This is a genomic window from Martinezella sp. CNPSo 3957, assembly GCF_057784395.1.
Map to the genome: position 1 here is coordinate 20,905 of NZ_JBXSOU010000003.1, position 23,607 is coordinate 44,511.

The following is a 23,607-nucleotide window of genomic DNA, read 5'->3' on the forward strand; positions in this document are numbered from 1 at the left end:
GCTAAAACCATGCCCGCAGGAGCAAGGCTTCTGCGGGCTGTCCTATCCCGCAATCTACGTCTTCAGGTCGATTACTTCGCGCGGGTGCCGGCGGTATCCGGCGCCGGCACGTCCGACTTTTGCTTGCACTCTTTCAGCCAAACGTCATAGATCGGGTGCTCGACGGCGTTGAGGCCGGGGCTATCGGCAAACATCCAGCCCGTGAAGATACGGCGGATACGGCGATCGAGGGTGATCTCGTCGACTTCGACGAAACCGTCTACCTTCTGCTGCTCGGTATCGTCTCGCGAATAGCAGGCGCGCGGCGTCACCTGCAGCGCGCCGAACTGCACGGTTTCGTTGACATAGACATCGAACGTGGTGATGCGTCCGGTGATTTTGTCGAGGCCGGAGAAAACGGCGACCGGATTTGCGATGCGGGCGGCCTCGGCGGTGGAAGCTGCCAAAATGCCGGCGACGAGAGCAACGCCGGCCACGGCCATTGCACGCAAAGAAGCGCTCCGCGTGAAAACCATCATATCCGCCACTCTCCGCTTGGTCTCGGTCAAGGCGCCGAGCAAAAGCCGGCATATGTCGCGCCTAAAGCCCAATTGTGGCCAAAGGACGAGCCGGCTTCTCGCTTAGTTGCCCGGGGTCCAGGCGTCGTAATCGCCAGTCACGCGTGGACGCTCGCCGGCAACGGCGAGGGAGCCCGGCGGGCGGTAAGCCTGCGGCGAGCCGGTTGGATTGGCGCGATGTTCCTTCTGCCATTCCTTGGTGACATAGTTTTCCTTGGTCGGCGGAACGTCGGTGCGATGATGCATCCAGCCGTGCCAGCCCGGAGGAATGGCAGAAGCTTCGGCATAGCGCTTGTAGATCACCCAGCGCTTCGGAAGGCCGTAGGAGGACGTGCCGCCCTCGTAATAGACGTTACCGAATTCATCCTCGCCGACACGCTTGCCAAAACGCCAGGTCGCGAAGCGCGTGCCCATGGTCTGACCGTTCCACCAAGTAAATGTCTGTACGATGAAATTCCACATGTCTTTTCCTCGATACCCGCTAGGCGGCGAGCGATACCAGAATTCGATAGTTTGCTTATGCCGCCCCTGATCCTGCTTGTCCAGTGATTCCAGCAGGCAAAAGGCTTCATTTCAATAGCATCTTGAAGCCTAGATGCGTCGGCTTGAAACCCAATCTCTCGTAAAAGCGATGCGCGTCCTTGCGGGCATTATTCGATGTCAACTGAATCATCCGCATCCCGCGGCTTTTTGCCTCGTCGATGCAGAAATTGATCATGACGGCGCCAATCCCCTGCCCACGCATATCGGCGCGCGTCTGGACCGCTTCGATGATCATGGCGGAACTACCTCGCCCGGTCAGCGTCGTCGTGATCATCGTCTGGAACGTCCCGACAACTTCGCCGGCGCGTTCGGCGACATAGAGCGTCTGCTCAGGCGACGCCGCGATGGTGCGAAACGCTCGGAGATAATCGTCATAGGCGGAGGCGTCGGTCGTATCGCCATGGCCACCCACGGCGTCGGCGGCAAATAGACCGATCAGAGCACGAAGGTCGGCTTCTTTCGCTTCGCGGATTAGCAGGCGGGCGGCTTCCATGAGCGGTCTCGTCTATTCTTTCAGTGGGCCGTCAACGGCTTCTCGAAGATCAGCGCTGGAATGCCGGACTGCCCATTGCCGCAGTTTTCCGTGCGGCCGACCTCGACAAAGCCATGGGCTTGGTAAAAGGCGATCGCAGGCTCGTTCTGCGGATCGACTTCGAGGCGCATGATCTCCGCATCCGGGAAACAGGTCTCCAGCTCAGCGAAAATATCGCGGCCGATACCCTCGCGCTGATGCTTTGGACTGACATAAAGCATGTGGAGCATGACGGTTTTCGTCATCTCCTTGGACATGGCGGCATAGCCCATGCCACCGATTGTCTTGCCGTCATCGGCCACAAGGAATTCCGAATTCTTGTTCGCCAGCCGCGCCTTCAGCGAGGCCGGCGAGTGCCAGGAGGCATGCAGCTCGCTGACCCTTTCCGGCCCATAGATCCGGTCATAGGTCGCATGCCATGTTTCGCCGAGCAGAGCGCGGACCTTTTCCAAGTCCTGCTCGCTGGCGGTGCGGACGAAGAACACCGATTATTCCTCTTCGATGCCGAGCTTGGCCTTGACCAGCGCCTGCACCGCCTGTGGGTTGGCCTTGCCGCCCGTCGACTTCATCACCTGGCCGACGAACCAGCCGGCGAGCGTCGGCTTAGCCTTGACCTTGGCAACCTGATCCGGATTGGCGGCGATGATCTCGTCGACAGCCTTTTCGATCGCGCCGGTATCCGTGACCTGCTTCATGCCGCGGGCTTCGACGATCTCGGCAGGATCGCCGCCCTCGGTGAGCACGATTTCGAACAGATCCTTGGCGATCTTGCCGGAGATCGTTTCGGCCTTGATGAGGTCGATGATCGCGCCGAGCTGAGCGGGCGAAACCGGAGTCTCTTCAATGTCTTTGCCGATTCTGTTCAGAGCGCCCAGGAGGTCGTTGATGACCCAGTTGGCAGCCATCTTGCCATCGCGGCCGGTAGCAACAGCTTCGAAATAATCGGCGATCGCCTTTTCCGAGACAAGCACGGAAGCGTCGTAGATCGAGAGGCCGAGTTCGCGGACGAAACGTTCCTTCTTGTCGTCTGGCAGCTCAGGCAGATGCTCGGCAAGCTCCGCGACGAAGGCATCGTCGAATTCGAGCGGCAGCAGATCCGGATCGGGGAAATAGCGGTAGTCATGCGCATCTTCCTTCGTGCGCAGCGACCGCGTCTCGCCCTTGTTCGGATCGAACAGGCGGGTTTCCTGGTCGATCGTGCCGCCGTCTTCCAGAATGCCGATCTGCCGGCGCGCTTCATATTCGATCGCCTGACCGATGAAGCGGATGGAGTTGACGTTCTTGATTTCGCAGCGCGTGCCGAATTCGCCGCCTGGACGGCGGACCGAGACGTTGACGTCGGCGCGCATGGAGCCTTCGTCCATATTGCCGTCGCAGGTGCCGAGATAGCGCACGATCGAGCGCAGCTTCGTCATATAGGCCTTGGCCTCGTCCGACGAGCGGATATCCGGCTTGGAGACGATTTCCATCAACGCAACGCCGGAGCGGTTCAGGTCGACATAGGACATCGTCGCATGCTGGTCGTGCATCGACTTGCCTGCATCCTGTTCCAGATGCAGACGCTCGATGCCGATCACGATGTCCTCGAACTGGCCCTGGCGATCCGGCCCAAGTGAGATGACGATCTTGCCCTCGCCGATGATCGGATCCTTGAACTGTGAGATCTGATAGCCCTGCGGCAGATCGGGATAGAAGTAGTTCTTGCGGTCGAAGATCGAGCGTTTGTTGATCTGCGCCTTCAGGCCGAGACCGGTGCGCACGGCCTGCTTCACGCATTCCTCGTTGATGACGGGCAGCATGCCTGGCATGGCGGCATCGACCAGCGACACGTTGGAATTCTGCGGCTTGCCAAACTCCGTCGAGGCGCCGGAGAAGAGCTTGGACTTGCTCAGCACCTGGGCGTGGACTTCCATCCCGATAACGACTTCCCAATCACCGGTGGCACCGGGAATGAAGCGTTTCGGATCAGGCGTACGGACGTCGACAATGGTCATGGGAAGCTCTTGTATAATGCTGTTTTCTGCTTTGGTGAGGTAGAGCAATTGGCGTGACGGCGCAAGGCTTTCGGCATCGACCGCTTGCTATATGCCCGGGCCATAGGCGCCGTCGCTGTCATCGACCAGCGATTTCGAAAGCCCGACCGTCGGCACGTCGCTGTCGAGCTTGGGGGAATAGACGATCGACAGCCAGCGGATTTCATAGCCGCGTGCCCTGAAGAAGCCTATGGCATCGGTGTTGCCTGCGTGGCTCTGCAATGAAACCTTCTCCAGTCCCTGCCCGCGCACATCCGCTTCGATCCGCGCCAAAAGCGCCGTGCCGAGGCCGCGTCTGACGAAATCCGGATCGATCCAGAAATCGGAAATCGCCTCGTCCAGCGCCTCGCGCGCCGCCCAACCCACAGCCTCGCCGTTGAGCTCTATGACTGATATCGTCAGCCAGAGATTGCGGGTGAAATTTTCAAAGGCTTCGCTGGCACTCTCCAGCAGTTCACCCGTGCCGCCGATCGCGCTCATCGCCTTTTGCCAGGAGCGCAGGCCGATGCTTGCAAGCACCGCCGTTTCACCTTCATGGGCATTGCGAATGTGGATCATCGAGCCCCCGCTATTTGGAGATAGTAAAGCACCCATAGAAAGCATTTGCCAGCGGCGAGATTGGCAAACAGCTATGAAGCAAAACGCATCGAATGGGTTGAACTTGACGACGTGGCGCAACCTGCTTTAGAGAGAAACATCAACGGAGTTTTGATGTCTAACTTTTGTCAGTCCCGGTAGAGGCCCCGCTCGCAAGTCTTCTTGCGTGCCGGGCCTGAAAAACGAAGCCCCGACTTCCCGAAGGGAAGGCTCGGATCGTTTTTGTGCGCCCTTTGGCGCTATATGGATTCTGACGACAATGGACATTTCCCGCGCGGAACAGCGCATTCTCCACCTGCTCGCCCAGGGCGGGCGCATCGAAATCGAACGCAGCGACAATAAGAAGATCGAGACAGTCTACTGCTTTACGCGAGATGGCTGGGTCTACCCCGATTTCGACCTCGACCTCTTCCGACGACTGAAGCGTCTCAAGGCGATAAAATCCACCGACGGCCATCCCTATCGCATCAGCGAAAAGGGATTGCGGCTGGTGAGGGCGCAGTTGAACAATCGATAAACCGGACACGAGAGCCGCCGAATGAGGCGGCTCTCGTCGAGCGATACTATTCGGAAAAGAAAGCGCTGGGCGATCAGAAGCTGCGGATGATCTCCGCCACGTCATCACCGCGGCGATCGTTTTCTGCCTGCACCGCATCGCGCCTTTCGTTGAGGGCAGCGATTTGATCCTCGCTATTTGCCAGAGCCTTCAAATAGCGTTTCTTCAGATCGCTATTGTCAGGTACGGCACCGAGATTCTGTCTTATCCGTTCTTGTTCGCTGGTGGTCTTCTCGATTTCGCTGTCGAGGCGCTCCAGATCGTTCTGGACGGCAACCTGCCTTTTGCGTGCATCGGCGAGGTTTGTCAGCTTATCCGTAAGTGCCTTGTCATGTGCCGAAGCCGACCATCCCAGCAGCAGGTCCGGTTCGGCATCGACCAAAGCATAACTGCTGCTCTGAAGCTGCTCGTCGACTGCGGTCAACACTTTCTCCGTGCCTGCCGGCACGACCGCCTTGAGACGCTGATGCGTTGCCGTCTTGCCGAAGCTTTCAGCCGAGGAGAATGACCAGCCATCCCGGATCGGATGCTCGATGACAACAGTCCGTTCGCCGTCCAGCGCGCCCGATACGGTGTAAGTCGTCGTCTGACGATATTTGACGGTGGCATTCATCACGCCATCGGCGACTTTCAGCGAGACAATCTCCTCTGTCGGCATCTGCTGCTCGCTGATCGTTACCTTACGATCGGTCGCGAAGCTGGCGAGGCGCGTGTCGTCCTTCGGCAGCGCCGATAGCTGAGAATCGCCAATGTAGCCCGTCTTGCCGTCATAGAGCGTCAGAATTCCTGCCGGCATGCTGACACCGGTGCTGTTCCTGAGCATCACGGCGGCGATGGGATTGCGATAGGCACTGCCGGCCCGATACATGTCCACCATGTCGGCTTCCACATCCGCATCCATGATCGGCACCGACAAGGTATCGCCATTGGCCAGATCGTAAGTGCCTGGGAGCTCGAAAGTAGCGGAGATATCGCTTTCGGTCGCAGTGGTGGGATCGACTGCAGCCATTTGCATGGGTCTAGCCGGCTTTTCCAGCTCGTCAGCAGTGTCTGCCGCTGCCTTCCTACTGACGCCGCCCATCATCGCTTTTGCGGGTGCGGGTGCCGCCCGTTCCTCGAAATTCGCCGGCAGGGGCTGTCGGTTGGACAGGTCGCCGCTATCGGGATCAGGAACATTATTCGACGCCGTGTTGACCGGCACCTCCTGCCGCTCACGCCAATAGAGCTTGTGCAGACCCTGCTTCAGCGTTACCGGTTCGGCCGAGGTCAGCGTCAGTTTCACGCCTTTCCAGTCTTCGCCGCTGGCGTTCTCCAGCACCGTCCATGCCTGCAGACGTGCCCTATTCTTTTCGTCGATCACGACCTTGTAAGCCGTTTTCCAGATTGGAGACGGCACGACATAGGTCAGGCCGACGGTGCTGCCGTCCTTCACACCGTTCAGCTTGATGTCGATGGTGCGGGTGCGATCGTTCTTGCCGTGGGCGATGGCTGCCGCAGCTTTGGCAATCTTCGCTCTCAGTTCGGCATCCTCAAACCGGACGGATGCGTCCTCGCCCAGTGCCAGCGTCTCCACTGCGCCATCCCTATCGATAACGGTGAGCAGGTAAGCCGCTGCTTTATCGCCGGACTTTCTCGTCTCGATACCGAGAATATTTCCCTCGACGGTCTTTCCCCCGCTGGTGACGGACACCCTGGCGCCCTGCATCGATGTCAGAAGCGACGGCACGGACGAAAGCGCTTCGGGCGTGAACGGCAGGCCCTTGAAGGTCTCCTGCAACGGCTGTAGGCCGGCTAGCGACATGCCGGCCACCGAGCCCGCCGACCCATTCACCACAAGGCTCTTCAGGATATCATCGACCTGATCGAGCGGTACCTCGATCCGGATCACGCCGTCGCTACTGATATCGGCTGATCGAGACACCTGGGCTAGGCCGCCCGAGGACAAGGTAATGGATCGAATGGCGGCCCCGTTGTCGGCCGCCAGCGCAATCGCTGGAAAGGACGCGCTGAGGAGCAGGATCGCCGTGACTTGCTTGAGCATGAAGAGACCTTCCGATTCGGTTGCAGAGGACGAGACCAAGCGGCCGGCTGCAATTTATGATCGTATTTCGGTCCAAAGTGTGATGGCGCGCGGGCGGAATATTGGCACATGAAAAAGGGCCGTCCGGATTTCCGGACGACCCTTTTTCTATTGGCTTTAAACTCCGCAAAACTTGACGAGATCGTTCATCAAGCCCCCTCGTCCGAGGGTAGCGCTTACCACCACTTCGCCGGCGTGAACTTGCCGGCGGCCTGTTCGATGACGTGGGCGGTCTTGAAGAGGGTTTCTTCTTCGAACGGCTTGCCGATGAGCTGCAGGCCGAGCGGCAGGCCCTTGGGGTCGAGGCCGGCGGGAACGGCGATACCAGGCAGGCCAGCCATGTTGACCGTCACCGTGAAGATGTCGTTCAGGTACATCTTCACCGGATCGGAAGCGAGGTCCTCGTCGGCGATGCCGAAGGCCGAGGACGGCGTGGCCGGAGTCAAGATCGCGTCGACGCCGGCATTGAAGGCCAGCTCGAAGTCACGCTTGATCAGCGTACGGACCTTCTGCGCGCGCAGATAATAGGCGTCGTAGTAACCGGCCGACAGAACATAGGTGCCGATCATGATGCGGCGCTTCACTTCCTGACCGAAACCGGCAGCGCGCGTCTTTTCATACATGTCGACGATGTCCTTGCCGTCGACGCGCAGGCCGTAGCGGACGCCGTCGTAACGGGCGAGGTTCGACGAAGCCTCGGCAGGCGCGACGATGTAATAGGCCGGCAGCGCATATTTCGTATGCGGCAGGGAGATGTTGACGATCTCGGCGCCGGCATCCTTCAGCCAGGCGATGCCCTGCTGCCAGAGCGTTTCGATCTCTTCCGGCATACCGTCGACGCGGTATTCGTTGGGGATGCCGATCTTCATGCCCTTCAGCGACTGGCCGAGCGAGGCTTCGTAGTCCGGCACCGGCAGGTCGACGGAGGTCGTATCCTTCGCATCGACGCTTGCCATCGACTTCAGAAGGATGGCGGCGTCGCGCACGTCGCGGGCAATCGGCCCGGCCTGGTCGAGCGACGAGGCGAAGGCGACGATGCCCCAGCGCGAGCAGCGGCCATAGGTCGGCTTGATGCCGACGGTGCCCGTGAAGGCGGCCGGCTGGCGGATGGAGCCGCCGGTATCGGTCGCGGTCGCGCCGGCGCAGAGATGCGCGGCAACGGCTGCAGCCGAACCGCCGGACGAGCCGCCCGGAACCAGCTGCTGGTTCGAACCCTCGGCACGCCAGGGGTTGATGACCGGGCCGTAGTAGGAGCTTTCGTTGGAGGAGCCCATGGCGAACTCGTCCATGTTGAGCTTGCCCAGCATGACGGCGCCGTCATTCCAGAGGTTCTGCGTGACGGTCGATTCGTAGCGCGGCTTGAAGCCGTCGAGAATGTGGCTGCAGGCCTGGGTATGGATGCCTTCGGTGCCGAACAGATCCTTGATGCCAAGGGGAATGCCTTCGAGCGCGCCGGCGTTGCCGGCGGCGAGACGGGCGTCCGAGGCCTTGGCCATCTCGCGCGCCTTGTCGGGCGTAACAGCGATATAGGCATTGATCTGACCGTTGGCCGCATCGATCGCCGAGATATAGGCCTCGGTCAGTTCAGTGGCAGTAATCTGCTTGGCACGCAGCTTGTCGCGGGCTTCGGCAATGGTCAGGCTGGTCAGTTCGCTCATTTTGTTTCGCTTCAGATCTGGAATTGGGCAACGGGTCGGAAAGGCTCGAAGGAACCGTTATTCGACGACTTTGGGCACCAGGAAGAAATTCTGATCGGTATTCGGCGCATTGGCGACGATGTCGGCGGCCTTGTTGCCGTCCGTTACTTCGTCGGTGCGCTTCTTCATCGCCATCGGGGTTACCGAGGTCATGGCTTCGACGCCATCGACATTCACTTCGGAAAGCTGCTCGACGAAGCCCAGAATGCCGTTAAGCTCGCCCATCATCCGCTGCGCTTCGTCTTCATTGACGGCGATGCGGGCGAGATGGGCGACGCGTTTGACAGTAGCGAGATCGACGGACATGGCATTCTCCGGATAGCAAGATTATCCACCAAAAGTGGATTTGCTTCACGCTATAAAGGCCATGCCCGCCATACGCAACGGGTATCGTCAGGCAGAAACGCTCTCGCCCGCCTTCGGCGCGGCAACCGCGGTCTTCGAACCGTCCATGCCGGCGATGAACTTTTCCGGCGTCGGATCGATGATCGGGAAGGTGCCGTAGTGGCAGGGAATTGCGGTCTTGAAGTTGAAGAAGCGCTGGCAGGCGAGTGCCGCCACCGCACCGCCCATGGTGAAGCGGTCGCCGATCGGCACGATGCCGATATCGGGCTGATGCAGCTCGTTGATGAGAGCCATATCCGAGAAGATATCCGTATCACCCATGTGGAACAGCGTCGGCTCGTCGTCGAAATGCAGCATCAGGCCGTTCGGGTTGCCGAGCGCGTGGGAAACGCCGTCCTCGGTGATCTGGGCGGAGGAATGCAGTGCATTTGTAAAGGTGGCCGAGAAGCCGCCGAGGCCGACTGTGCCGCCGGTATTGCCCATTTCCAGCTTCTCGACGCCCTTGGTGCCGAGCCAGGAAGCGAGGTCAGCATTGGCGAGAACGACGGCGCCGGTATCCTTGGCGATCTGAACCGTGTCGCCGACGTGGTCTGCATGTCCATGCGTCAGCAGGATATGGGTGACGCCTTGCGCAACGTCCTTGATGTTGAGACCGGCGGCCGCAAAGGAAGAATTGTAAGACAGAAATGGATCGATCAGTATTTTTGCATTGGCCGTTTCGATACGAAAAGCGGCATGGCCGAGCCAGGTGATCTTCATTGGATTTCTCCTTATGACTTGATTTGAAATGAAAGGCTGGTGTCTGGAGCATTTCCGATGGAAACGCTCCTTCTATTGGCTCTTCCGCATTTCCGCAGGCAAAACCGCTGTGCGCTTTTGCTGGAAATGCTCTAGGAGATATCCCAAACCGCAGCAAAGAAAAGCGGTTAGGACTTCAATTTGTTTTGACGAGAGCGAGACCCTGATGACGACGCTGACCATCGAAGACCTAGCCGTGATGCTCCTGCCCGGCCAGCCGATCGCCGGTCTCGATCTCGGCACGAAGACGATCGGGCTCGCGATGTCCGATCTCGGGCGGCGCTTTGCTACGCCTCGCCCGGTCCTCAAGCGCGTGAAATTCACCCAGGATGCCCAAACATTGCTTGCTTTCGCCGAGAAGGAAAAGGTCGCAGCCTTCGTCATAGGGCTTCCGATGAATATGGATGGTTCTGCCGGACCGCGCGTACAGGCAACCCGCGCCTTCGTGCGCAGCATGGCGGAAAAGACCGCCCTACCCTTCGTGTTCTGGGACGAGCGGCTCTCGACCGTTGCCGCCGAGCGAGCGCTTCTAGAAATGGACGTCTCGCGGGCCAAGCGCGCCGAGCGGATCGACTCGGCAGCGGCAAGCTTCATTCTTCAGGGAGCGTTGGATAGGCTATCGGCACTCGGAAGAGCGGCCTTGCCCGACCTCGATGCCTGACGGCGCCTCCACCATTCGATGATGGCAGCGCGGCGGCGAAAGCCGAAAATCGCGAACACAAGGACGCTGTCGAAAGCGATCGCGCGCGCGACCAGCGGCGGGATGGTTTCCGGCGGAATGCCGAGAATCTGGCCGTAAATGTCGAACACGAGGTCATGCATCTGCCGCGTCAGCATGAAGATGCCAAAACTCATGTCGTAGTACGACAGGTAATACCATACCCCGAGAAACGAGACCGGTCCGGCCCAGCAAATCAACAACCACTTCATGCGGTACCCCTTCGACGCTGAAATTGCGTCGTGCCAGCCGAAAGGACGAGCCAGTTCGACAGCGCCATGGCGCTCAAGACCATCGCGGGCAGCGTAATATCTAGTGCGAGCACGGCGAAGAACATCACTGCCGTCACGAGAAACACGAATTTAGTGGGCTTCAACCCCATTGCTGCACGCTTGATGGTTAACTAATCATCTTCCAACAGTGACGAGTTAACCGCTGCGGCGCAATGTAAACCATTTGTTAAGGTTAATGGCCGAGCGAGCCTGTGGATATCCGCTGCCCGGTGGTCGATATCAGCCGTAGACGCCGCGCACGATCCGCTTCAAGGCCGTTGCTGCCTTCTCCCAATCCTTGCCGTTTTTCAATGCGAGGCCGGCGCATTGATCGCTGACGGCTGACGCCAGCACGATGTGCTGAATGGCGGCAAAGATCATGGCGTTGACCGCCTGGGCATCGACGCCCTTGGGCGGCACCAGCGAGCCGCGCATGCGCTCGATCCAGCCGGCGAGCGCCTTCGAACGTGCTTCCGACAGGCGGCGCACCTGCTCGCTATTTTCCGAGACTTCCCAAGCAACGATGCGGCGCATCAGCGGATCGGCCCGCAAGGCATCGAGAAATAGCATCGAAAGCCGCTCCATCAGATCCCCATAGGTCAGAAGGAACATGCCGCCGGTATCGTCCGGAATGCGATCCGTCACCCAGCTGCCGAGATCGGTGCCGATGGCTTCCACCAGGCCGTCGAGGCCGCCGTAATAGCGGTAAATCAGCTGCTTGTCGCAGCCGGCACCGCGGGCCACCGCATTGATACCGAAATTCTGGAACCCCTCCTCCGCCAGAAGGCGTTTGGCGGCGTCCAGGATTGCCTGCTCAGTCGCGGCGCGATTGCGCACGCGCTTTTCCACGACAGGCATTTCCAAAGGGATTTTAACGGCAGCGTTTGCGGGGGCCATCGACTCGACTCCAATCTGTCACCGAGCGGTGAATAACAAGCCAAGTCGCCCTAAACAACAAAGCCGTCAGGCCTCTGTCCGTCAAAACGCGCGAATCCACAGATTAGAGAAACTGACCAAACCACACTGTCGTTTCGGACGCCAGACATCTCTTCAAAGATGCCGACCGACATCCATTCGCCGGTGCAATATGCGAATGATCGCGATTTCACCATCCCGCAAAAGATAGTAGATCACATGGGACCCTACGGCATATTTGAAATAGCCGTCGCGGATGTCGGTCGCGCGGCCAATTTTTAGACCGGATGCCAATCCCTCGAAAGCCTCGACGATTTCGGCATGGTAGATCTCGGCTTGTCTTACAGACCAGTTCTCGACCGTATATCGCCAGATACCTTCAAGATCGGCCACCGCAAGCGGGGAAAGACCGTACTTGCGAGGCCTATTCACCATAGGTCGTGCGCATTCGCTGGAGGAATGCGGCGTTATCGAAGGAAGCAACCTGCCCGGATTCTTCCCCAGTGATCAACGCATCCTGCAGAGCCCTGACCTTTGCCTCGTGCTCTTCAAGCAGGCGCAGGCCCGCGCGAACAACATCACTGGCAGAGCCATATCGGCCTGTCTTTATCTGTGCCTCGATGAAGGCGCTGAAATGATCTCCCAGCGAGACGGATGTGTTGCGAGCCATGGAGCCCTCCTTGCCGATATCAATAGATAATAAATATTGGTATCGCATCAATCAAGGATGCCGCGACAGAACCGCTGGCGCAGCGCTATGTCGCTGGTGGATACAGCAGATCGACGATGTAGCTGGCATCGAAGCGCGAATCGAGCATGCCATAGGTGGCGCGCCAGCCGCCAGCAAGACGGGTTTCGATGAAGGCATCGGCGATCTTGCCGGCTCCCAGGCGATAAAGCTCGGCAGCACCGGCCGCGAGCGCCATCTGTTCGACCAGCAGGCGTGCAGCGCCCTCATCCTGCTCGCAAAGTGCCATGGCCGCGCGCAGGACATCGATGGTCTTCTTGCCGGCCGGGCCGAGATCGCGGGCGAGACCGGCAAAGACGGTCTCGAACAGGTCCTTGCCCCGGTTCAATACGCGCAGCACATCAAGCGCCATGACATTGCCGGAGCCTTCCCAGATCGCATTGACGGGGGCTTCGCGGTAATGGCGGGCAATCGGACGCTCTTCGATGTAGCCGCTGCCGCCGATGCACTCCATGGCCTCGTAGATCAGCGCGGGCGCGATCTTGCAGCACCAATATTTGGCGACCGGCGTCATGACGCGGGCATAGGCCGCATCTTCCGTGCTGCCGCTGGCCTTGTCGAAAGCTTCAGCCAGACGGAAGGCGAGCGCGGTCGCGGCGGCGACATCGAGCGCCATATCGGCAAGTACGCGCGTCATGATCGGCTGGTTGACCAGCATCTTGCCGAAGACGCTGCGGCCGCGAGCGTGATGCACGGCTTCGGCGAGCGAGGCGCGCATGATGCCGGCGGAGGCCAGAGCGCAGTCGAGCCGCGTCAGCGTCACCATGTTAAGGATCGTGCGGATGCCGCCATCGGGCGCGCCGAGCAGAAAGCCGAAAGTGTCGGTGAACTCCACTTCCGAGGAAGCGTTCGAGCGGTTGCCGAGCTTATCCTTCAGCCGCTGGAAGTGCAGGCCGTTGGCCGAACCATCCTCAAGCAGCCGCGGCACCAGGAAGCAGCCCATGCCGTCCTTGGTCTGCGCCAGCATGATGAAGGCATCGCTCATCGGCGCCGACATGAACCACTTGTGGCCCGAAAGCCTGTAGATGCCTTCGCTGACCTTATCGGCACTCGTCCGGTTGGCACGCACATCCGTGCCGCCCTGCTTTTCCGTCATGCCCATGCCGATAGTGACGGCGCTCTTCTGCATGGCGGGCTTGTTGGACGAATCGTACTTACGCGAGAGAATCTTCGGTGCCCAATCCTTCTGCACTGCTGGGGAAGCCATCATGGCGGCGACGGAGGCACTGGTCATCGTGAGGGGGCAGAGGTGGCCGCATTCGAGCTGCGCCGTCAGATAGAAACGGGCGGCGCGCACTTTATGCGAATGACCCTTCGCTTCAGGGTCAGCCTGCGCATCCCAGATCGAGGAATGCAGGCCCATCGCCATGGAGCGACGCATCAGCGCGTGCCAGGCGGGGTGAAACTCGACGACATCGAGACGCTCGCCGCGCGGGCCGTGGGTGCGCAGTTGCGGCACGCCTTGGTTCGCCATGCGCGCCAGTTCCTGCGCCTCATGCGAGGTGACGAAACGACCATGCTGCTCCAGCTCTTCCCGTATCGAACGCGGCAGGCTGGAGGTGAGATCGACGATCAGCGGATCGGAACGATAAGCATTGATGCCGGTCCAGAGGCTCGGCTGGTTCAGGTCGGCAAAGGGGTCGTCAGTCCGGGTCGCTTGGGTCATGAATCGCTTGTAGAACAAGTGGGTTGCAAAGGGAAACTGGAAGTTACGTCTCCCACCGGCATCGCTCCTGTAGCGGGATTCGGGCGAAATTGCATGGGGAACAAACGGCCTCAGCAGATACCCCCGCTTGCCCCATCGGCGCTCCCTCTTTATAGACCGCCTGACGAAATCCGGAGGCAGGTTCATGGTCTTCTTTCCCCACCGCCACCTCATTGGCATCAAGGGCCTCACCGAGCAGGATATCACCTATCTTCTCGACAAGGCCGACGAGGCGGTCAAGATCAGCCGCCAGCGCGAGAAAAAGACATCGACGCTTCGCGGGCTGACGCAGATCAATCTCTTCTTCGAAGCATCGACGCGCACGCAATCCTCCTTCGAGCTTGCCGGAAAACGGTTGGGCGCCGATGTGATGAACATGTCGGTCGGCAACTCCTCGGTCAAAAAGGGCGAGACGCTGATCGATACGGCGATGACGCTGAATGCCATGCGGCCTGATGTGCTTGTTATCCGCCATTCGAGCGCGGGCGCTGCCGCGCTCTTGGCGCAGAAGGTCTCCTGCTCCGTCGTCAACGCCGGCGACGGCCAGCACGAGCATCCCACCCAGGCCCTGCTCGACGCGCTGACGATCCGCCGCGCAAAGGGCAAGCTCTCGCGCATCATCGTCGCCATCTGCGGCGACGTGCTGCATTCGCGCGTGGCCCGCTCCAATATCCTGCTTCTCAACGCCATGGGTGCACGCGTCCGCGTTGTCGCACCCGCCACGTTGCTGCCAGCCGGCATCGCCGACATGGGTGTTGAAGTCTTCCATTCGATGAAAGAAGGGCTGAAGGATGCCGACGTTGTAATGATGCTGCGGCTGCAGCGCGAGCGTATGTCCGGCGCCTTCGTGCCCTCGGTGCGAGAGTATTATCACTTCTACGGGCTCGACGCCGAAACGCTTAAGGTCGCCAAGGAGGATGCGTTGGTCATGCACCCGGGGCCGATGAACCGCGGGGTGGAAATCGCCTCAGAGGTGGCCGACGGCCCGCAAAGCGTCATCGCCGAACAGGTGGAGATGGGCGTCGCCGTCCGCATGGCCGTGATGGAAACCCTGCTCGTTTCACAGAACCAGGGACCTCGCACGGAGGGAGCAGGCGCATGAGCAACTCGATCGTCTTCCAGAACGTCCGCATCATCGATCCCTCCCGCGACCTCGACGAGGTCGGCACGATCGTCGTCGAAGACGGTGTGATCGTAGCCTCCGGCAAAGATGCGAAGAGCCACGGCGTTCCCAAGGGCGCGACCGTTCGCGACTGCAATGGGCTTGTCGCCATTCCCGGCCTGGTCGATGCGCGTGTCCATGTCGGCGAGCCTGGCGGCGAACATCGCGAAACGATCGCCTCTGCGAGCCGTGCGGCTGCGGCCGGCGGCGTCACTTCCTTCATCATGATGCCGGACACGAACCCCGTCATCGACGATATCGCGCTGGTCGAATTCGTCCGCAAGACGGCCCGCGACACGGCTGTCGTCAACGTCTATCCGGCAGCGGCTCTCACCAAGGGACTTGCCGGCGAGGAGATGACGGAAATCGGCCTGCTGCGCGAAGCCGGAGCCGTCGTGTTTACCGACGCACATTCCAGCCTTCACGATAGCCAGGTCCTGCGCCGGGTGATGACCTATGCGCGCGAATTCGGCGCTGTCATTTCCTGCGAGACGCGCGACAAATACCTCGGCGCAAACGGCGTGATGCATGAAGGACTGCTCGCAAGCTGGCTTGGCCTCTCCGGCATTCCGAAGGAAGCTGAACTGATCCCGCTCGAGCGCGACCTCCGCGTCGCGACGCTGACGCGCAGCCATTACCACGCCGCTATGATCTCAGTGCCGGAATCGGCGGAGGCAATCCGCCTCGCCCGTTCGCGTGGCGCCAAGGTCACCTGCGGCATCTCCATCAACAATCTCGCGCTCAACGAGAACGACATCGGCGAGTACCGGACCTTCTTCAAGCTCTACCCGCCGCTGCGCTCAGAGGATGACCGCACAGGCATGATCGAGGCCCTGGCCGACGGCACGATCGACATCATCGTCTCCTCGCATGATCCGCAGGATGTCGATACGAAACGCCTGCCGTTCGGCGAGGCAGAGGACGGTGCGGTCGGGCTGGAAACGCTGCTTCCGGCAGCGCTCCGGCTCTATCATAGCGGCCAAGTCAGCCTAATGCGGCTCGTCGATGCGCTCTCGACGCGGCCGGCACAGATCTTCGGGCTGCCCGCCGGCACACTGAAGCCCGGCGCCAAAGCGGATATCGCTCTCGTCGATCTCGACGAGCCTTGGCTTGTCGCAAAAGACATGCTTTTGTCGCGCTCGAAGAATACGCCCTTCGAAGACGCGAGAATGAGCGGCCGGGCGGTTGCAACCTATGTCGCCGGCAAGCTGGTTCACAGTCTCTAAGGCAATCGCCAGGGTTTACGGAGAATAAGACGCGATGGCTGATTTCTGGACTTGGCAGCTTACCCTGCAGACCGCGCTGGCCGCGCTTGTCATCGGCTATCTGCTCGGCTCCATTCCCTTCGGCCTCCTGCTGACCCGCATGGCCGGGCTCGGCGACGTGCGCAACATCGGTTCGGGCAATATCGGCGCGACCAACGTGCTGCGCACCGGCAACAAGGGGCTTGCAGCCGCAACCCTGCTGCTCGATGCCTTCAAGGGTACGGCCGCCGTGCTGATCACCGCGCATTTCTTTGGCGAGGATGCCGGCGTTCTTGCCGGCTTTGCCGCCTTCATCGGTCACATCTTCCCGGTCTGGATCGGCTTCAAGGGCGGCAAGGGTGTCGCTACCTATCTCGGCATCCTGCTCGGGCTTGCACCGCTGATGGCCCTGATCTTTGCCATCGTCTGGCTGGCGATCGCCTTTACCACCCGCTACTCCTCGCTTTCCGCACTGGTTGCAACTCTTGTCATCCCGGTTGTATTGTGGATATTGGGGGCCGATAAGATCGCCGCCGTCATGGCGCTGATGACCGTCATCTCCTGGTACAAGCATAGGGCCAATATTGCCCGGCTGACCGCGGGAACGGAAGGCAAGATCGGAGCAAAGGGATAATGGACACAGGCAGCGCAAGACGGACCGGAGTTGCGCTGACCGAAAAACAAAGGATCGCCTGGCTCAGGCTCATCCGCTCCGACAATGTCGGACCGTCCACCTTTCGCGACCTCATCAATCACTATGGTTCGGCTGAATCCGCTCTGGCCGCATTGCCGGAGCTTTCGCAGCGCGGCGGCTCGACGCGCGCGATCCGCATTGCCGATGAGCGAGACGCCCTGCGGGAGTTGGAATCAGCACACCGCTTCGGCGCACGTTTCGTCGGCATCGGCGAGCCGGATTATCCGCCCACCCTTCGCGAGATCGATGGCGCGCCGCCGCTGCTTGCCGTCAAAGGCAACATATCCGTAGCGACGAGGCCGGCCATCGGCATGGTCGGCTCGCGGAATGCCTCGATCAGCGGTGCCAAATTCACCGCCATGATCGCACGCATCTGCGGCGAGGCCGGTTATGCGGTGGTTTCCGGTCTGGCACGTGGCATCGACACGGCAGCGCACCGCGCCAGCCTCGCCACCGGCACGATCGCCGCCATGGCAGGCGGGCTCGACCAGCCCTACCCGCCCGAGAATATCGGCCTGCTCAATGACATCTGGGATGGCAACGGGCTTGCCGTCAGCGAGATGCCTTTCGGCTGGGAGCCCCGCGCACGCGATTTCCCGCGCCGCAATCGACTTATTGCGGGCATATCGCTCGGTGTCGTGGTCGTCGAGGCGGCAACGCGCTCCGGCTCGTTGATAACAGCGCGACTTGCAGGCGAATTCGGCCGGCTCGTCTTTGCCGTTCCCGGCTCGCCGCTCGATCCGCGCTGCGAAGGAACGAACGGCCTACTGAAAGATGGCGCGATGATCGTCACGACACCGGACGATGTCGTCGAAGCGCTGCGGCCGCTCGCCGAGCCCGATCTCTTTCGCCCGCGCCCCGCAACAGCACCTGTCGAAAGAAGCAAGCCGCTCTCCGCGCCACCCGATGATGCAGAGCGAGACCATATCGTCGAGGCGCTAGGGCCGACGCCGGTCGAGATCGACGATATCGTCCGCCATACCGGCCTGCCGATATCGGCCGTTCACTCCGTTCTTCTCGAACTCGACATGGCCGGCCGGCTGCATCGGCATCCCGGCGGACTCGTATCGATCTCCATGCTGGATTGAAAACTGCGATCCGCGTACCGATTCTAAGCACGCATCGTCGCGCCAAGCGCAAAAATCGCATTCCAGCGCCACGCGTCACATATGACGCGCAAAGGTCGCTGCAACACGTTAAAGGTGCTGCCTAATTTTATGCTTCAATCGATTCCGATTTAAGGAATTATGCAGTAGCCTCTTGACCGCGACGATTTCCCTGTCCATGTCGGAAGGCCGGGAAGACGGAAAAACCCGGTATCTCCCGCGTCTTATACCGGCGCGACCTCTTATTCAGAGACTTGATGATGAACGTTGTAGTGGTGGAATCGCCTGCCAAGGCCAAGACAATCAATAAATATCTGGGACCCGGATATAAGGTTCTTGCATCCTTCGGCCATGTGCGTGACCTGCCCGCCAAAGACGGCTCGGTGCTGCCGGACCAGGATTTCGAGATGCTGTGGGAAGTCGATGGTGCCTCGCAAAAGCGCATCAAGGACATAGCCGACGCGCTGAAAACCTCCGACGGCCTGATTCTCGCGACCGACCCGGATCGCGAGGGTGAAGCCATTTCCTGGCATGTGCTCGACGTGCTGAACAAGAAGCGCGTCATCAACGGCAAGCCGGTGAAGCGCGTCGTCTTCAACGCCATCACCAAAAAAGCCGTGCTCGACGCAATGGCCGAGCCGCGCGACATCGACGTGCCGCTGGTGGACGCCTATCTTGCCCGCCGCGCGCTTGACTACCTCGTCGGCTTCAACCTGTCGCCGGTTCTGTGGCGCAAGCTGCCGGGCGCGCGCTCGGCCGGCCGCGTGCAGTCCGTGGCCCTTCGCCTCGTCTGCGATCGCGAGTCCGAGATCGAGCGCTTCATCTCGGAAGAATACTGGAATCTCTCGGCAATCCTGAAGACGCCGCGCGGCGACGAATTCGAAGCCCGCCTCGTATCCGCCGACGGCAAGCGCCTGCAGCCGCGTGCGATCGGCAATGGCGAAGAGGCCGGCAAGCTAAAGGCGCTGCTCGAAGGCGCTTCCTATATCGTCGACACCGTCGAGGCGAAGCCGGTCAAGCGCAATCCGAGCCCGCCCTTCACTACTTCGACGCTGCAGCAGGCTGCCTCCTCGAAGCTCGGCTTCTCGGCTTCGCGCACCATGCAGGTGGCGCAGAAGCTCTATGAAGGCGTCGACATCGGCGGCGAAACAGTCGGTCTCATCACCTATATGCGTACGGACGGCGTGCAGATGGCGCCGGAAGCGATCGATGCGGCACGCCACGCCATCGCCAACCAGTTCGGCGACCGCTACCTGCCGGAAAAGGCGCGCTTCTATTCCACCAAGGCAAAGAATGCCCAGGAAGCACACGAAGCGATCCGCCCGACCGATTTCGACCGCGTGCCGGACCGTATCCGCAAGTTCCTCGATGACGATCAGCTCAGGCTTTACGATCTGATCTGGAAGCGCGGTATCGCCAGCCAGATGGCATCGGCAGAAATCGAGCGTACGACGGTCGAGATCCTGGCCGACAACGCCGGCAAGAAGGCGGGCCTGCGTGCCGTCGGCTCCGTCATCCGTTTCGACGGCTTCATCGCCGCCTATACCGACCAGAAGGAAGACGGCGAGCAGAGCGACGACAGCGAAGAAGGGGGCCGTCTGCCCGAGATCAACGCGCGGGAAAATCTCGCCAAGCAGAAGATCAACTCGACCCAACATTTCACCGAACCGCCGCCGCGCTATTCTGAGGCGTCGCTGATCAAGAAGATGGAAGAGCTCGGCATCGGCCGCCCCTCCACCTATGCGGCGACGCTGGCGACCCTGCGCGACCGCGATTACGTGACCATCGACAAGCGCAAGCTTGTGCCGCAGGCCAAGGGACGGTTGGTGACGGCTTTCCTCGAAAGCTTTTTCACCAAATATGTCGAATACGACTTCACGGCCGATCTGGAGGAGAAGCTTGACCGCATCTCCGCCGGCGAGCTGAACTGGAAGGACGTGCTTCGCGATTTCTGGCGCGATTTCTTCGCCCAGATCGAAGACACGAAGGAACTGCGCGTCACCAATGTTCTAGATGCTCTGAACGATGCGCTGGCACCGCTTGTCTTCCCGAAGCGCGAAGACGGCAGCGATCCGCGCATCTGCCAAGTATGCGGCACGGGTAACCTCTCGCTGAAGCTCGGCAAATACGGCGCCTTCGTCGGCTGCTCGAATTATCCGGAATGCAATTATACCCGCCAGCTTTCGTCGGAAGGCGGCGCAGAGGCCGAATCCAACGGATTGAACGAGCCGAAAGCGCTTGGCACCGATCCGGTGACCGGTGAAGAGCTGACGCTGCGTTCGGGCCGCTTCGGTCCCTATATCCAGCGCGGCGACGGCAAGGATGCCAAGCGTGCATCGCTGCCGCGCGGCTGGAAGCCGGAGGATATCGATTATGAAAAGGCGATGGCGCTGATCTCGCTGCCACGCGACATCGGCAAGCACCCCGAGACCGGCAAGATGATTTCTTCCGGCATCGGCCGCTATGGACCGTTCCTGTTGCACGACGGCAGCTACGCCAACCTCGAAAGCGTCGAGGATGTCTTCACCGTTGGTCTGAACCGCGCCGTCACCGTTCTTGCCGAAAAGCAGAGCAAGGCAGGCGGTGGAGCGCGCGGCGGGACGCCCGCAGCGTTGAAGGATCTCGGCGCGCATCCGGATGGCGGCGGGTCGATCACCGTTCGCGACGGCAAGTATGGCCCCTACGTCAATTGGGGCAAGGTCAATGCGACGTTGCCGAAGGGCACGGACCCGCAGGCGATCACCGTCGAGGAAGCCCTGGCTCTCATCGCAGCCAAGGCCGGCAAGAGCGGCGGCACCACCAAGAAGGCGCCCGCCAAGGCAAAGGCCGCGGCAGCCGGCGCAAAAGCCACGAAAACGACTGCCAAGCCGAAAGCTGCTGCGAAGAAGCCAGCGGCCAAGACGGCAGCGAAAAAGAAGAGTGCAGAGTGAGCAAGGAATCGCGCGGTAGGATTTCATCGTCGGAGCGACGCCCCGGCAAGTCTGGTCGCGCGACCAAGCGGGGCGAGAACGCTGAGCCGATGATGGCAATTATCCACGGCGAGCTGCCGCCGCGCGAGATCATCCTGCGCTTCATCGCCGATCATCCGCAACAGGCTTCCAAGCGCGAACTCGCCAAGGCCTTTGGCCTGAAGGGCGAGAGCCGCGTCGCGCTGAAGGAACTGCTGCGCGAGCTTGAAGAAGAAGGCATGGTGCAGAAGAGCCGCAAATCGCTCATCCGCCCTGGCGCGCTGCCGCCGATTGCCGTTCTCGATATCACCACCCGTGACAAGGATGGCATGCTGATCGGCCGCCCCGCCGAATGGGCCGACGAAAACGGCGTCGCGCCCGCAGTCATGATCAAGCAGTCCTCCTCGCCGGCCGGCCGCAACGGTAAGGGCAAGGCGCCGGTCGCCGGCATGGGCGACCGCATTCTTGCGAAGATCTTCTCGGCCGTCGATCGCGGCGGCCCAGCCTATACGGCTCGCATCATCAAGGTCATCGACAAGCGGCAGGGCGCCTCCATGGGCGTCTTCCGCGAAACGCCGGGCGGCGGCGGGCGGCTGATGCCGATCGAACGGCGCGGCGAGGAAATGGTCATCGACCCCGATTATACCGGCGGCGCCAAGGATGGCGATCTAGTCGAAGTCGAAGTGGCGCGTCTCGGCCGCTTCGGCCTGCCGCGCGCCAAGGTTCTATCTGTCGTCGGCTCCGTCGCCTCGGAAAAAGCGATCTCGATGATCGCCATTCACGCACATGGAATTCCGCATGTCTTCCCCGCCGCAGTCATTGCGGAAGCCGATGCCGCCAAGCCCGCCACCATGTCCCATCGCGAGGATTGGCGCAGCCTGCCGCTGATCACCATCGACCCGGCCGACGCCAAGGACCATGACGACGCCGTCTATGCGGAAATGGACCCCTCGCCCGACAATCCGGACGGCGTGATCGTCACCGTCGCCATCGCCGACGTCTCCTGGTATGTGCGCCCGAACTCGCCGCTCGACCGCGAGGCGCTGAAGCGCGGCAATTCGGTCTATTTCCCTGATCGCGTCGTGCCGATGCTGCCCGAGCGCATCTCCAACGATCTCTGCTCGCTGAAGGAAGGCGTCGACCGACCTGCCCTTGCGGTGCGGATGATCTTCTCCAAGGAAGGGCGCAAGGCCGGCCACACCTTCCATCGTGTTATGATGAAGAGCGCTGCCAAGCTTTCCTACCAGCAGGCGCAGGCTGCGATCGACGGCCAGCCCGACGACAAGACCGGACCGATGCTGGAGCCGATCCTCAAGCCGCTCTGGCACGCCTATGAGATTTTGAAAAAGGGCCGCGACCGGCGCCAGCCGCTCGAACTCGACATGCCCGAGCGCAAGATCCTGCTGAAACCGGATGGCACCGTCGATCGTGTCTTTGTGCCGCCGCGCCTCGATGCGCACAAGCTCATCGAAGAAATGATGATCCAGGCGAACGTTGCCGCGGCGGAGACGTTGGAAAAGCGCAAGCAGGTGCTGATCTACCGTATTCACGATGGCCCGACGCTCGCCAAGCAGGAAATCCTACGCGAATTCCTGGCGACGCTCGGCATTTCGCTTGCCAAGGGCGGCAATGTGCGCGCCAACAGCTTCAACGGCATTCTGGCGAAAACCGAGGGAACGGCGCATCAGACCATGGTCAACGAGATGGTGCTGCGCTCACAGAGCCAGGCGATCTACAGCCCCGACAATATCGGGCATTTCGGCCTGAATCTGATGAAATACGCCCACTTCACCTCGCCCATTCGTCGCTATGCGGATCTGATCGTGCATCGCGCGCTGGTCGGCTCGCTCGGCCTCGGCGAAGGTGCGATCACGCCGGAGGAAGAAGGCTCGCTTGACGATATCGCAGCCGAGATCTCGACCTTCGAGCGCCGCGCAATGGCTGCCGAACGCGAGACGGTGGACCGGCTCATCGCCCACCACCTCGCCGGCCGTGTCGGCGCGGAGTTCGAGGCGCGCGTCGGCGGCGTCACCAAGTCGGGACTTTTTGTCACCCTGCCGGACTATGGCGCCGACGGTTTCATCCCTATATCTACGCTCGGCACCGACTACTTCATCTATGACGAGGCGCATCAGGCGCTGACGGGCGAAAGAACGGGGCTCGGCTATCGTCTCGGCGACGATGTGACGGTAAGACTAGCGGAAGCCGTACCGCTTGCCGGAGCGCTGCGCTTCGAAATGCTGAGCGATGGCAAGCCGATGCCGACGGCGGTGCGCTCCTTTCATAAGGCCGCCCGCCGCAACAAGAACCCGGCCCGCAAGGCGCCGGGCACGAGACCGCCGCGCGGCCGCAGGTAA

Annotated in this window: 24 protein-coding genes; 8 read left to right on the plus strand and 16 right to left on the minus strand. The window is 60.9% G+C overall.

The annotated features are described in order from the left end of the window. Positions 1 to 71: 71 nt before the first annotated feature. The 6 genes from AC13QE_RS08570 to AC13QE_RS08595 all read right to left on the minus strand — a co-directional run bounded on the left by AC13QE_RS08570 (position 72) and on the right by AC13QE_RS08595 (position 4,223). Positions 72 to 518: a DUF2155 domain-containing protein gene (locus tag AC13QE_RS08570; protein ID WP_132716393.1), complete on the minus strand. Its 447-nt coding sequence runs from the start codon at positions 516 to 518 to the stop codon at positions 72 to 74. Positions 519 to 620: 102 nt separating this feature from the next. Continuing rightward, positions 621 to 1,019: an NADH:ubiquinone oxidoreductase subunit NDUFA12 gene (locus AC13QE_RS08575; protein WP_488483355.1), complete on the minus strand. Its 399-nt coding sequence runs from the start codon at positions 1,017 to 1,019 to the stop codon at positions 621 to 623. Between the two features lie 106 nt (positions 1,020 to 1,125). After that, a complete protein-coding gene (locus AC13QE_RS08580; protein ID WP_488483356.1) occupies positions 1,126 to 1,593 on the minus strand; it encodes a GNAT family N-acetyltransferase in 468 nt (155 codons plus the stop codon). 20 nt (positions 1,594 to 1,613) lie between these two features. Then, positions 1,614 to 2,117: a GNAT family N-acetyltransferase gene (locus AC13QE_RS08585; protein ID WP_488483357.1), complete on the minus strand. Its 504-nt coding sequence runs from the start codon at positions 2,115 to 2,117 to the stop codon at positions 1,614 to 1,616. A gap of 3 nt (positions 2,118 to 2,120) precedes the next feature. Further along, positions 2,121 to 3,626: an Asp-tRNA(Asn)/Glu-tRNA(Gln) amidotransferase subunit GatB gene (gene gatB, locus AC13QE_RS08590; protein ID WP_488483358.1), complete on the minus strand. Its 1,506-nt coding sequence runs from the start codon at positions 3,624 to 3,626 to the stop codon at positions 2,121 to 2,123. A gap of 87 nt (positions 3,627 to 3,713) precedes the next feature. Continuing rightward, a complete protein-coding gene (locus AC13QE_RS08595) occupies positions 3,714 to 4,223 on the minus strand; it encodes a GNAT family N-acetyltransferase (protein WP_488483359.1) in 510 nt (169 codons plus the stop codon). 298 nt (positions 4,224 to 4,521) lie between these two features. Here AC13QE_RS08595 and AC13QE_RS08600 point away from each other — a divergent pair, with 298 nt between their 5' ends. Next, positions 4,522 to 4,779: a YjhX family toxin gene (locus AC13QE_RS08600; RefSeq protein WP_015339560.1), complete on the plus strand. Its 258-nt coding sequence runs from the start codon at positions 4,522 to 4,524 to the stop codon at positions 4,777 to 4,779. A 73-nt stretch (positions 4,780 to 4,852) separates the two neighbouring features. Here AC13QE_RS08600 and AC13QE_RS08605 read toward each other — a convergent pair whose 3' ends face one another. From AC13QE_RS08605 to AC13QE_RS08620, 4 genes are all read right to left on the minus strand, one after another. Next, positions 4,853 to 6,859 carry a DUF4139 domain-containing protein gene (locus AC13QE_RS08605; protein WP_488483360.1) on the minus strand — a complete coding sequence of 669 codons (2,007 nt, stop codon included), beginning with the start codon at positions 6,857 to 6,859 and terminating at the stop codon, positions 4,853 to 4,855. A 215-nt stretch (positions 6,860 to 7,074) separates the two neighbouring features. Next, positions 7,075 to 8,556: an Asp-tRNA(Asn)/Glu-tRNA(Gln) amidotransferase subunit GatA gene (gene gatA / locus AC13QE_RS08610; protein WP_075852316.1), complete on the minus strand. Its 1,482-nt coding sequence runs from the start codon at positions 8,554 to 8,556 to the stop codon at positions 7,075 to 7,077. Positions 8,557 to 8,613: 57 nt separating this feature from the next. Continuing rightward, complete coding sequence (gene gatC, locus AC13QE_RS08615; RefSeq protein WP_015339557.1) at positions 8,614 to 8,901, minus strand: Asp-tRNA(Asn)/Glu-tRNA(Gln) amidotransferase subunit GatC; 288 nt, start codon at positions 8,899 to 8,901, stop codon at positions 8,614 to 8,616. 87 nt (positions 8,902 to 8,988) lie between these two features. Then, on the minus strand, positions 8,989 to 9,699 hold the full coding sequence (locus AC13QE_RS08620; RefSeq protein WP_488483361.1) for a metal-dependent hydrolase: 711 nt from the start codon (positions 9,697 to 9,699) through the stop codon (positions 8,989 to 8,991). Positions 9,700 to 9,904: 205 nt separating this feature from the next. Between AC13QE_RS08620 and ruvX the strand changes: the two genes are divergently transcribed. Then, positions 9,905 to 10,399: a Holliday junction resolvase RuvX gene (ruvX, locus tag AC13QE_RS08625; RefSeq protein WP_488483362.1), complete on the plus strand. Its 495-nt coding sequence runs from the start codon at positions 9,905 to 9,907 to the stop codon at positions 10,397 to 10,399. Here ruvX and AC13QE_RS08630 read toward each other — a convergent pair. The 6 genes from AC13QE_RS08630 to AC13QE_RS08655 form a co-directional block, all read right to left on the minus strand. Then, positions 10,336 to 10,668: a DUF6105 family protein gene (locus AC13QE_RS08630; protein WP_488483363.1), complete on the minus strand. Its 333-nt coding sequence runs from the start codon at positions 10,666 to 10,668 to the stop codon at positions 10,336 to 10,338. The two genes, ruvX and AC13QE_RS08630, sit on opposite strands and share 64 nt — an antisense overlap. After that, positions 10,665 to 10,832: a hypothetical protein gene (locus tag AC13QE_RS08635; protein ID WP_162531105.1), complete on the minus strand. Its 168-nt coding sequence runs from the start codon at positions 10,830 to 10,832 to the stop codon at positions 10,665 to 10,667. The genes AC13QE_RS08630 and AC13QE_RS08635 overlap by 4 nt, the downstream gene beginning before the upstream one ends. 136 nt (positions 10,833 to 10,968) lie before the next feature. Beyond that, complete coding sequence (locus AC13QE_RS08640) at positions 10,969 to 11,625, minus strand: TetR/AcrR family transcriptional regulator (protein ID WP_488483364.1); 657 nt, start codon at positions 11,623 to 11,625, stop codon at positions 10,969 to 10,971. Positions 11,626 to 11,778: 153 nt separating this feature from the next. Next, the gene (locus AC13QE_RS08645) at positions 11,779 to 12,078 is read right to left on the minus strand and encodes a type II toxin-antitoxin system RelE/ParE family toxin (RefSeq protein WP_488483365.1); all 300 of its coding nucleotides are present in this window, start codon (positions 12,076 to 12,078) and stop codon (positions 11,779 to 11,781) included. Then, positions 12,068 to 12,313: a type II toxin-antitoxin system ParD family antitoxin gene (locus AC13QE_RS08650; protein ID WP_488483366.1), complete on the minus strand. Its 246-nt coding sequence runs from the start codon at positions 12,311 to 12,313 to the stop codon at positions 12,068 to 12,070. The genes AC13QE_RS08645 and AC13QE_RS08650 overlap by 11 nt, the downstream gene beginning before the upstream one ends. 85 nt (positions 12,314 to 12,398) lie before the next feature. After that, positions 12,399 to 14,057, minus strand: coding sequence for an acyl-CoA dehydrogenase family protein (locus AC13QE_RS08655; protein ID WP_488483367.1), 1,659 nt, complete (start codon positions 14,055 to 14,057; stop codon positions 12,399 to 12,401). Between the two features lie 184 nt (positions 14,058 to 14,241). Here AC13QE_RS08655 and AC13QE_RS08660 point away from each other — a divergent pair, with 184 nt between their 5' ends. The 6 genes from AC13QE_RS08660 (at position 14,242) to rnr (ending at position 23,607) form a co-directional block, all read left to right on the plus strand. Further along, entirely contained in the window at positions 14,242 to 15,198 is a 957-nt protein-coding gene (locus AC13QE_RS08660) for an aspartate carbamoyltransferase catalytic subunit (RefSeq protein ID WP_015339549.1), read from the plus strand. Beyond that, positions 15,195 to 16,484 carry a dihydroorotase gene (locus tag AC13QE_RS08665; protein ID WP_488483368.1) on the plus strand — a complete coding sequence of 430 codons (1,290 nt, stop codon included), beginning with the start codon at positions 15,195 to 15,197 and terminating at the stop codon, positions 16,482 to 16,484. Before AC13QE_RS08660 ends, AC13QE_RS08665 begins: the two co-directional genes overlap by 4 nt. A gap of 34 nt (positions 16,485 to 16,518) precedes the next feature. After that, entirely contained in the window at positions 16,519 to 17,136 is a 618-nt protein-coding gene (gene plsY / locus AC13QE_RS08670; protein WP_112414706.1) for a glycerol-3-phosphate 1-O-acyltransferase PlsY, read from the plus strand. Continuing rightward, positions 17,136 to 18,284, plus strand: coding sequence for a DNA-processing protein DprA (dprA, locus tag AC13QE_RS08675; protein ID WP_488483369.1), 1,149 nt, complete (start codon positions 17,136 to 17,138; stop codon positions 18,282 to 18,284). Before plsY ends, dprA begins: the two co-directional genes overlap by 1 nt. 278 nt (positions 18,285 to 18,562) lie before the next feature. Then, positions 18,563 to 21,232, plus strand: a complete 2,670-nt coding sequence (gene topA / locus AC13QE_RS08680) for a type I DNA topoisomerase (protein ID WP_488483725.1) — start codon at positions 18,563 to 18,565, stop codon at positions 21,230 to 21,232. A gap of 92 nt (positions 21,233 to 21,324) precedes the next feature. Continuing rightward, positions 21,325 to 23,607 (plus strand): ribonuclease R, encoded by a 2,283-nt coding sequence (gene rnr / locus AC13QE_RS08685; protein WP_488483726.1) that lies wholly within the window; start codon positions 21,325 to 21,327, stop codon positions 23,605 to 23,607.